Raw genomic sequence first — 7,713 nt, 5'->3', positions numbered from 1 at the left:
GTCGGCCTCAACATGCTCGGCCGCGCCAAGAAGGTGTCGATCTCCAAGGAGAACACCACCATCGTCGACGGCGCCGGCAAGAAGGCCGAAATCCAGGGCCGCGTCGCCCAGATCAAGCAGCAGATCGAGGAGACCACCTCGGACTACGACAAGGAGAAGCTGCAGGAACGTCTCGCCAAGCTGGCGGGCGGCGTTGCCGTCATCCGCGTCGGCGGTGCGACCGAAGTGGAAGTCAAGGAAAAGAAGGACCGCGTCGATGACGCCCTCAACGCGACCCGCGCGGCCGTCGAAGAAGGCATCGTTCCCGGCGGCGGCGTCGCACTGCTGCGCGCTTCGCTGAGCATCAAGGCAACCGGCGCCAACTCCGACCAGGCCGCTGGCATCAACATCGTGCGCCGCGCGCTGCAGGCTCCGGCCCGCCAGATCGCGGCCAACGCCGGTGCGGAAGCATCGATCGTTGCCGGCAGGATCCTTGAGAACAAGGGGGCAACCTTCGGCTACAACGCCCAGACCGGCGAATATGGCGACATGATCGCCATGGGTATCGTCGATCCGGTCAAGGTTGTGCGCACGGCTCTGCAGGACGCGGCCTCGGTCGCCGGCCTGCTGGTCACCACCGAAGCCATGATCGCGGAGGCTCCGAAGAAGGAGTCGGCTGGCGGCGGCATGCCTGGCGGCATGGGCGGCGGCGGCATGGGCGGCATGGGTGGCATGGATTTCTAATCCAGCCAATCTCGCAAGCTTACGGAAAGGGCGGCAGCGATGCCGCCCTTTTTGTTTGCTTTATAGCGGGCTGCCCCGGCTCAAGCGGCGATATCAATGCACCGCGGCAGCGGCACTCTTGGCCGGCAATGCCCCCTCAATCAGCGCCGCGACCTCATCGGCTACCGCCAGCACCGGGGCGCGGTCGTGGGTGGCGCGTGCGATCACCATCAGCCCTTCCAGCGATGATTCGACCAGCAATGCGAGCGCGTACGCGCGGCGCTCGGGCACCCCTGCCCTGACGAAGGCCGCCCTGAGCAAGCCTATCCACTGCTCGAAGGCGGACCGGCACAATTCGGCCAGTTCCGGCACGTCTGTCGGCGAGTCCAACACCACGGGCGCGATCGGGCAACCGAGCGTGAACCGATTGTCCTCCAACATGCGGGCGACCGACTGGTAAATGTGGTGGACAGCCACCGCCGGATCCTTTTCGGCAGCGAGTGCGGCGTCCAGCCTCTGCGTCACATCGGCGACGCTGTCGCGCGTCACCTCGATGACCAGCTGGTCCTTGCCGCCCGGAAAGTGAAAGTAGAGCGAACCTCTCGGTGCGCCTGAGGCGCTCAAAATATCGTTGAGCGACGTGCCGTGGTAGCCGCGCTGCCTCAGCAGCAGCCCGGTCGTCTCGAGTATGCGGGTGCGGGTGTCGTTCGCCATGTCAACCTCTGTCAGGAGTGAGCATTATAGGCCTTGCCTCGAATATGACAATCGGTCTACATAATATGTAGATCAGTCTACATATGGGAGAGGCAAATGCGCAGTTATCGTCTTGAAGAAACCTGCGGGACCAGGCGCCTGGTGATGCGCGACGAGGCGCAGCCGACGCCGAAGCCGCACGAGATCGTCGTGCGTGTCCGCGCCACCTCGCTCAACCGCCGCGATACGATGATCCTCAGCGGCACCTACCCGCTGGCGCCGCGCCAAGGCGTTATCCCGCTGAGCGACGGCGCCGGCGAAGTCGTTGCCGTCGGCGATGCCGTCACCCGCTTCGCCGTCGGCGACCGCATCACCGGCAGTTATTTTGCGCGCTGGATCGACGGCCACATCAATGCCGGGCTGATCGACCAGCTCGGCTGCACGCTGGATGGGATGCTGGCCGAATACGCCGTGCTCGACGAGCAATGGGCGGTGCGGCTTCCCGATCATCTCGACTGGCATCAAGCGGCGACGCTGAGCTGCGCCGGCCTGACCGCCTGGAATGCCGTGACGGCGGCCGAAATGCCGAAGCCCGGCCAATGGGTTCTTGTCATCGGTTCAGGTGGGGTCGCGCTATTTGCGCTGCAATTCGCCAAGCTGCTCGGCTGCCGCGTCGTGGCCGTCAGCTCGCGCAACGAGAAGCTGGACCGGCTGCAGGCGCTGGGCGCCGACCTCGTCGTCTCGACCGCCGACATGCCGGAATGGGGTGCTGCGGTGCGCGAGCAGACCGGCGGCATCGACCTCGTCGTCGAGACCGGCGGCCCGCCGACCTTCGCGCAATCGATGATCGCCTGCGCGCTTTACGGGCGCATCGTGCTTCTCACCATACAGGATGCGAAAGGCGGGACGGTGCAGATCCCCGGCCCGGTCTACCAGCGCAGCCTCGCCACCATCAGCCGCCTGTTCGTCGGCAATCGCACCAACCTCGAAGCCATGCTACGCGCCATCTCGGTGCATCGGCTTAAGCCTGTCATCGACAAGGTGTTCGCCTTCGACGAGGCCAACGACGCCTATCGCTATTTCCAGCAAGGCGACGTCTTCGGGAAAGTAGTCGTCGACGGCGCTTGACTGGTTCGCCTCCAAAAAATGATCAACCCTCAAATCAAAGGAGAGACACAATGACCATTCGTGAAGCAGAGGCCCAATGGCAGGGATCGTTGAAGGAAGGTTCGGGCCGGCTGAAGCTCGGCAGCGGCGCCTTCGAAGGCGCCTACTCGTTCCCGTCGCGTTTCGAGAACGGTCCCGGCACCAACCCCGAGGAATTGATTGCGGCGGCGCATGCCGGCTGCTTCTCGATGGCGCTGAGCGCCATTCTCGGCCGCGAAGGTTACACTCCCGCACGCATCCACACGATCGCGAAAGCACATCTCGGCGCCACCGCGGCCGGGCCGACGCTGACCCGCATCGAGCTGGAGACGGAGGCAAGCGCCGCCGGGCTGGCGGCGGCGGAGTTCGAGCGGCTGGCGCAGATCGCCAAGGAGAGCTGCCTCGTATCGCGGGCGCTGGCCGGCGTCGCCGTGATCACGCTCAAGGCCCGCCTCGTCGAAACCGCTACCGATCACTGAAGGGAAGGAATATCCAATGACACAGGAACTCGTCATCGACATCGCGGCGGCCAAACGCTCCGCCGAAACGGCCGAGATCATGCGGCGCTACAACGACGTCTTCCAGCGCCACGACCCGTCGGCGCTCGACGATCTGGTGGCGGAAGATTGCGTGATCGAGAACACCACGCCGGCCCCGGACGGCGCCCGCCGCATCGGCAAGGGCGCCTGCGTCGAACTGTGGTCGGCGATCGCGACCGGACCCGGCACGCGCTTCGACATCGAAGAAACTTTCGTCGCCGGCGACCGGGCGACGATCCGCTGGCGCTACTGGATGGCCGACGGCAATTCGCTGCGCGGCGTCAACCTGATGCGCGTGGCGGACGGGCAGATCGTCGAGGCCATGGGCTATGTGAAGGGATAGATTTGTGCTGCCCGCGACCTTCCTGTCTACCGGTCCGCCAGCGCCAGTTTGGCGCCGAGCATGACAAAGGCTCCGGCGAAGGTACGGCGCATCCAGGTCAGCACCTTTGGCCGCGACACGACATGGCTGCGGATCGACGCGGCAAAAATGCCATAGCCGACAAAGACCACGAAGGTGAGCAGCATGAAGATGCTGCTGAGCTCCAGCATCTTCGACAGCGCATGCGGTTCGGTGGTGCTGACGAATTGCGGCAGGAAGGCAAAGAAGAAGATCGACAGCTTCGGATTGAGGATGTTGATGAGGATGCCAGAAGTGATCACCTTGCCGGCCGAGCGCGGCGCGACATTTTCGTCGACGCTCAGGCCGCCCTTCTCCTTCAGCCTGTTCCAGGCCATGTAGAGCAGGTAGGCGACGCCGAGATATCTCAGCGTCTCGAAGGCGATGGCACTGGTATGCAGCAGTGCCGCGAGGCCGGTGATGGCGGCCGCCATGTGCGGAATGATGCCGAGCGTGCAGCCGAAAGCGGCAATGATGCTGGCGCGCGCACCACGCGAAAGCCCGGCGCTCAGCGTATAGAGAACGCCGGTACCGGGCGAAGCCACGACAATCAGCGACGTCAACAGAAATTCGATGCTCACGGATGGTCTCCCGGTGCTGGCCCTGCCGCCGGCAGCGTAATCAGCGAAACGTGCGGGCACAAGCCAACCTCAAGAGCCTATGCGCATTCAGATCATGCTGTTGGCGTGCAGCTTGCTATCGGCAATAGGCTGCCGAACTTCCCAGTGTTCGACCAGCTTGCTGTCCTTCAGCCTGAAAATGTCGACGATGGCCAGGCCCTCCTCCTCCGGTTCGCGTTTTGCGTGCATGTGCACGATGACGAAATCCCCTTCGGCAAAAATCCGCTTCACCTCTCCCTTCACGAGGGGAAATGACTGTTTGAGCTGTTGCAGATAGGCTTTGAAGCCTTCCGCACCATCGGCAATGTTCGGATTGTGTTGGATGTAGCGTTCGCCAAAATGCATCGAAGCAGCTTCGATGTTGCCTTGGTTTACTGCTTTATCGATGAAGTCCAGGACGATCATCTTGTTGGTCTCGAGCGAATTATGGATCTTGGCTGGAACTGGATTTGATGGTTCGTCACGCATGTTTTTGCTCCGTGAGGTGCCTGCTTTTGCCTGACGTGGACAGGAGCGTCCGCAGGCCGATATTGCCAACATAATCAGCCACGCTTGTGAGATGGTCGATACGCTATTCGCCTGGATTCTTATCCAATCGTCTAATATCGTCGTCGGTTCATTGTCGGAGGATGGTTCTCATGGACGCCTTGTCCGAAGTTCTTGCTTCGCTGCGATTTGGCAGCGCCATGATCGGCAGCGCGACCCTGCATCGGCCATGGGGTATTTCAGTCGATCCGACAAGGAATGCCGCCATCCACGTCATACAGAACGGCGAATGCTGGCTGCGGCTAGCCGGTGAAAGGGAGCCGATCCGCTTAGGCGAGGGAGATGTCATCCTTGTCGCGAGCGGTATCGGGCATGCCCTTTGCAGTCCGGCGGATGCACCGACGGCATCGATATCCGCCGTCCTTTCCGCGACTCGGAGCGGAGCGGAACCGAAAAGCGAAAGCGGCGCGACAACTCTTCTTTGTGCGAGATATTCACTCGACGGCGTCGGGCCATACCCGATGGTTTCGCTGCTTCCTCCGCTGATCCATTTGACCCGAAATCAGATTGGCACCAGCGAGCCGCTGCGGCTTGCCCTGGAACTTCTGCAGGTCGAAGCGAAAGGCGATCTCGGCGGCCACGACATTGTCGCCCCACGCCTTCTCGACAGCACGTTGATCTTCTTGTTGCGTGCCTGGATCGAACATCAGCCACTCGGAACAGGGGGATGGTTTGGCGCCTTGCGCGACAAAGGCATTGCGCAGGCCTTGCGCCTGATCCACGAGCGGCCGGGCAATCCCTGGACCATCGCTTCCCTTGCCAGCGGCGCAGCACAGTCCCGGGCCACCTTCGCGCGTCGCTTCGCTCAACTGGTAGGACAGCCGCCGCTGTCCTATGTGACCCGGTGGCGGATGAACCTTGCCGCCAAGGCTCTGCGGGAAACGAACCAGAACATTGGCGAGATCGGGCGCGCCGTCGGATATGAATCGGTGCCGTCGTTCTCGCAGGCATTCAAACGGTTGACCGGACGATCGCCCGGCCTCTACCGCAGCGACTTTCGATCATCTGACTGAGGAAATTCAAACTGGGACGCCAGCCCGGGCCGTCATTCAAGCGTCGGCAGACCGTGAGCCCGACGCGCGATCAGGCAGTCGTCATCGCCCGGCATGCAGGCGCGGCAGACGTCGGGGCGGATGTCGTAGATGCCGCAGGCCGTTGACTTGCCGACCTCGCCGCACAGTGCCGAACAGCGCGCGCCGTCGCAGCGCATACCGGCTTCGTCGGCAGCCACGTATTTTTGCGGGATAAGGTCGAGCTGCGCGTCATCCTCGGTGGAGAAGCGCGGCCATCTTGACGAGTAGGCGCAGCAGGCGCCACAGGTCTGGCAATCGAAGGCAATCGGACCGGCGCCCTCTTGTGGCGACGAAAACTCCTCTGCGACCGCCAGGGCAACCAGCCTTGGCGCAGATTTCCGGTCGGCATTTTGCTGCAAGGGCGCTATTTCTTCTTGGGCTTGCGCGGCGGTGCTTCCGCCGGCGACCTGAACAGATCGGTGCCCGCTTCGGCGGCTTCGCCGGTTTTTGGCGCGGCCGCCGGCTTGGCCGGCTTCACGGCGGCAGCAGGCGCTGCCGGCTGGCCCTTGGCGGAAAACTTGATTGCCATATCAATCCTCGTCAGAGAAACGCGATGATGGCGCATTCGGATTGCGAAGGCGGCCGATGAGCGCCGAAACGGCCGTGATGTTCATTTCTTCGGGCGACCAGTTCCTGGCTTCCTCGATGTGCCGGGGCGCCAGCTCGCGATGCGTGCTGCCGCTGTAGGCGGCATCCTGAAAGGTCACGCGCTCGCGGGTCTTGGCGTTTTCCCGGACGTATTCGATCAGATAATTGGGGCATTCGGCACGACCGCGCACGCCGAGCCGAACCTGGGCATCGCCGTGGACACGCCTGCAGCGCTCGAGCTTTTCGAGCACGCGCCGGACATATTCGACCGGCTTGTCTAGTTCGCCCACGACATCGGCGATGGTCGAATCTGCGGCGATCGCCTTTTGAGGCACGCGTTTGGTGGCCATCAGCGTTTACCTGCGCGTTTCGGCGAGGCCGCGAGCGCAACCGCCGCCGCCATGTCGTCGGCTTCCTTCTCCAGGCGCAATTCGCGCAGCCGCGCGGTCTTGGCTTCGCGGGCCTGGCTGACGGCATCCCGTTCGGAATTGATGCGGTCGAGCGACATCGACTGGGTCCGCGTCTTGCTGAAAATGGATTCGGCCTGGTCGCGGGGTTTTTTTGATGTTGCGGTCAAGGTCTTTCTCCCGGTTCGGAGCACGCCGCCGAAAAGTGGCGAGACTGGTCTTTCGGCCAGGATCCCGCACAAAGCAATACGGCAGCCGGTTTCAAATTGCTGGAACGTCCTTAGCACGTCCGGGCCGTCGAGCAGCGCTCTTTCGGCGGTCGAAGCGCAAAAATGAAAAAGGCCAGGCACCGCCTGACCTTCCATAAGAGCGCCCGCGCATCCCGAGAGACGCGCAAGGAAACGTTCTTCTCATGCGCATGAGCGGGGACTTAACATCCCCGCGATCATGCGCTGGAATTTGCCATTCACCGGTGCCAGTACATCCGTGGTCACCGGTGAGGCTTAATTCCGTTTTAGGCCGCCTTCAACTGGTCGGCGGACATCTTGCCCGACTTGTTGTCGCGGACCATCTCGTAGCCAAGCTTCTGGCCCTCGACGATGTCGCGCATTCCGGCGCGCTCGACGGCTGAGATGTGGACGAAAACGTCGGCAGAACCGTCGTCAGGCTGAATAAAACCAAAACCTTTGGTGGCGTTGAACCATTTAACTGTGCCTGTGCTCATAACGAACCCTTTCCATGGCAAATATTCGTTCGCCGTCATGCGGATGCACAACAACGTTTGTCTCGATTTTGATGGGGGAAGTTCGCCAAAGGCGCGCCTAAGCACGCGGATAACAAAAGTCGGTCAAACAAATATCGACAAAATTCTTATAGACTTCTTTGCGCGTTGTGTCAATTTTTTTGATTTTCCACTGTCGTAAGCAGATGAGTTGTCCGGGTTAGGTAGCAGACGAGTTGTCCGGTTTGATCTTCAGCGAACGGAGGCTGGGGATGAGA

13 protein-coding genes and 1 pseudogene are annotated in these 7,713 nt (G+C 62.1%); 6 read left to right on the top strand and 8 right to left on the bottom strand.

Annotated features, from left to right (window positions below):
* Positions 1 to 723 (top strand): TCP-1/cpn60 chaperonin family protein (locus NKI58_RS35095; protein WP_352854486.1); only part of this gene is annotated, 723 nt, incomplete at its 5' end.
* A gap of 93 nt (positions 724 to 816) precedes the next feature.
* Here NKI58_RS35095 and NKI58_RS35090 read toward each other — a convergent pair.
* Complete coding sequence (locus NKI58_RS35090) at positions 817 to 1,416, bottom strand: TetR/AcrR family transcriptional regulator (protein WP_023677598.1); 600 nt, start codon at positions 1,414 to 1,416, stop codon at positions 817 to 819.
* A gap of 96 nt (positions 1,417 to 1,512) precedes the next feature.
* Here NKI58_RS35090 and NKI58_RS35085 point away from each other — a divergent pair, with 96 nt between their 5' ends.
* The 3 genes from NKI58_RS35085 to NKI58_RS35075 are packed head-to-tail and all read left to right on the top strand — an operon-like array spanning position 1,513 to position 3,423.
* Positions 1,513 to 2,523: a zinc-dependent alcohol dehydrogenase family protein gene (locus tag NKI58_RS35085; protein WP_352790167.1), complete on the top strand. Its 1,011-nt coding sequence runs from the start codon at positions 1,513 to 1,515 to the stop codon at positions 2,521 to 2,523.
* A 50-nt stretch (positions 2,524 to 2,573) separates the two neighbouring features.
* Positions 2,574 to 3,020, top strand: a complete 447-nt coding sequence (locus NKI58_RS35080; protein ID WP_352790170.1) for an OsmC family peroxiredoxin — start codon at positions 2,574 to 2,576, stop codon at positions 3,018 to 3,020.
* Positions 3,021 to 3,036: 16 nt separating this feature from the next.
* The gene (locus NKI58_RS35075; RefSeq protein ID WP_352569753.1) at positions 3,037 to 3,423 is read left to right on the top strand and encodes a nuclear transport factor 2 family protein; all 387 of its coding nucleotides are present in this window, start codon (positions 3,037 to 3,039) and stop codon (positions 3,421 to 3,423) included.
* A 26-nt stretch (positions 3,424 to 3,449) separates the two neighbouring features.
* On the opposite strand, the gene NKI58_RS35070 is transcribed toward NKI58_RS35075, so the two are convergent.
* Both NKI58_RS35070 and NKI58_RS35065 read right to left on the bottom strand, forming a co-directional pair.
* On the bottom strand, positions 3,450 to 4,061 hold the full coding sequence (locus NKI58_RS35070; RefSeq protein ID WP_352826257.1) for a LysE family translocator: 612 nt from the start codon (positions 4,059 to 4,061) through the stop codon (positions 3,450 to 3,452).
* 87 nt (positions 4,062 to 4,148) lie between these two features.
* Positions 4,149 to 4,568: a nuclear transport factor 2 family protein gene (locus NKI58_RS35065; RefSeq protein WP_352707840.1), complete on the bottom strand. Its 420-nt coding sequence runs from the start codon at positions 4,566 to 4,568 to the stop codon at positions 4,149 to 4,151.
* A 161-nt stretch (positions 4,569 to 4,729) separates the two neighbouring features.
* Here NKI58_RS35065 and NKI58_RS35060 point away from each other — a divergent pair.
* Both NKI58_RS35060 and NKI58_RS35055 read left to right on the top strand, forming a co-directional pair.
* Positions 4,730 to 5,230 (top strand): annotated as a pseudogene (locus NKI58_RS35060) (cupin domain-containing protein); the annotation flags it as partial.
* 96 nt (positions 5,231 to 5,326) lie between these two features.
* Positions 5,327 to 5,659: a helix-turn-helix domain-containing protein gene (locus tag NKI58_RS35055; RefSeq protein WP_352663370.1), complete on the top strand. Its 333-nt coding sequence runs from the start codon at positions 5,327 to 5,329 to the stop codon at positions 5,657 to 5,659.
* A gap of 32 nt (positions 5,660 to 5,691) precedes the next feature.
* Here NKI58_RS35055 and NKI58_RS35050 read toward each other — a convergent pair whose 3' ends face one another.
* From NKI58_RS35050 to NKI58_RS35030, 5 genes are all read right to left on the bottom strand, one after another.
* The gene (locus tag NKI58_RS35050) at positions 5,692 to 6,033 is read right to left on the bottom strand and encodes a YkgJ family cysteine cluster protein (protein WP_352578297.1); all 342 of its coding nucleotides are present in this window, start codon (positions 6,031 to 6,033) and stop codon (positions 5,692 to 5,694) included.
* A 50-nt stretch (positions 6,034 to 6,083) separates the two neighbouring features.
* Entirely contained in the window at positions 6,084 to 6,248 is a 165-nt protein-coding gene (locus NKI58_RS35045; protein WP_023722752.1) for a hypothetical protein, read from the bottom strand.
* 1 nt (position 6,249) lies between these two features.
* A complete protein-coding gene (locus NKI58_RS35040; protein ID WP_292664441.1) occupies positions 6,250 to 6,657 on the bottom strand; it encodes a hypothetical protein in 408 nt (135 codons plus the stop codon).
* Entirely contained in the window at positions 6,657 to 6,884 is a 228-nt protein-coding gene (locus NKI58_RS35035; protein WP_023677608.1) for a hypothetical protein, read from the bottom strand. The genes NKI58_RS35040 and NKI58_RS35035 overlap by 1 nt, the downstream gene beginning before the upstream one ends.
* A 344-nt stretch (positions 6,885 to 7,228) precedes the next feature.
* Positions 7,229 to 7,438: a cold-shock protein gene (locus tag NKI58_RS35030; protein ID WP_010915421.1), complete on the bottom strand. Its 210-nt coding sequence runs from the start codon at positions 7,436 to 7,438 to the stop codon at positions 7,229 to 7,231.
* Positions 7,439 to 7,713 lie beyond the last annotated feature (275 nt).

Source organism: Mesorhizobium sp. M0522, from assembly GCF_040321085.1.
Classification (GTDB): domain Bacteria; phylum Pseudomonadota; class Alphaproteobacteria; order Rhizobiales; family Rhizobiaceae; genus Mesorhizobium.
Note: the sequence above shows the minus strand (reverse complement) of the source record. Positions and strands in the feature narration are given on the sequence as shown.

What these genes read in the sequence shown, in the direction of transcription:
- NKI58_RS35090 (WP_023677598.1), bottom strand. Translation starts at nt 1,416, where the DNA reads ATGGCGAACGACACCCGCACCCGCATACTCGAGACGACCGGGCTGCTG.
- NKI58_RS35085 (WP_352790167.1), top strand. Translation starts at nt 1,513, where the DNA reads ATGCGCAGTTATCGTCTTGAAGAAACCTGCGGGACCAGGCGCCTGGTG.
- NKI58_RS35080 (WP_352790170.1), top strand. Translation starts at nt 2,574, where the DNA reads ATGACCATTCGTGAAGCAGAGGCCCAATGGCAGGGATCGTTGAAGGAA.
- NKI58_RS35075 (WP_352569753.1), top strand. Translation starts at nt 3,037, where the DNA reads ATGACACAGGAACTCGTCATCGACATCGCGGCGGCCAAACGCTCCGCC.
- NKI58_RS35065 (WP_352707840.1), bottom strand. Translation starts at nt 4,568, where the DNA reads ATGCGTGACGAACCATCAAATCCAGTTCCAGCCAAGATCCATAATTCG.
- NKI58_RS35045 (WP_023722752.1), bottom strand. Translation starts at nt 6,248, where the DNA reads ATGGCAATCAAGTTTTCCGCCAAGGGCCAGCCGGCAGCGCCTGCTGCC.
- NKI58_RS35040 (WP_292664441.1), bottom strand. Translation starts at nt 6,657, where the DNA reads ATGGCCACCAAACGCGTGCCTCAAAAGGCGATCGCCGCAGATTCGACC.
- NKI58_RS35030 (WP_010915421.1), bottom strand. Translation starts at nt 7,438, where the DNA reads ATGAGCACAGGCACAGTTAAATGGTTCAACGCCACCAAAGGTTTTGGT.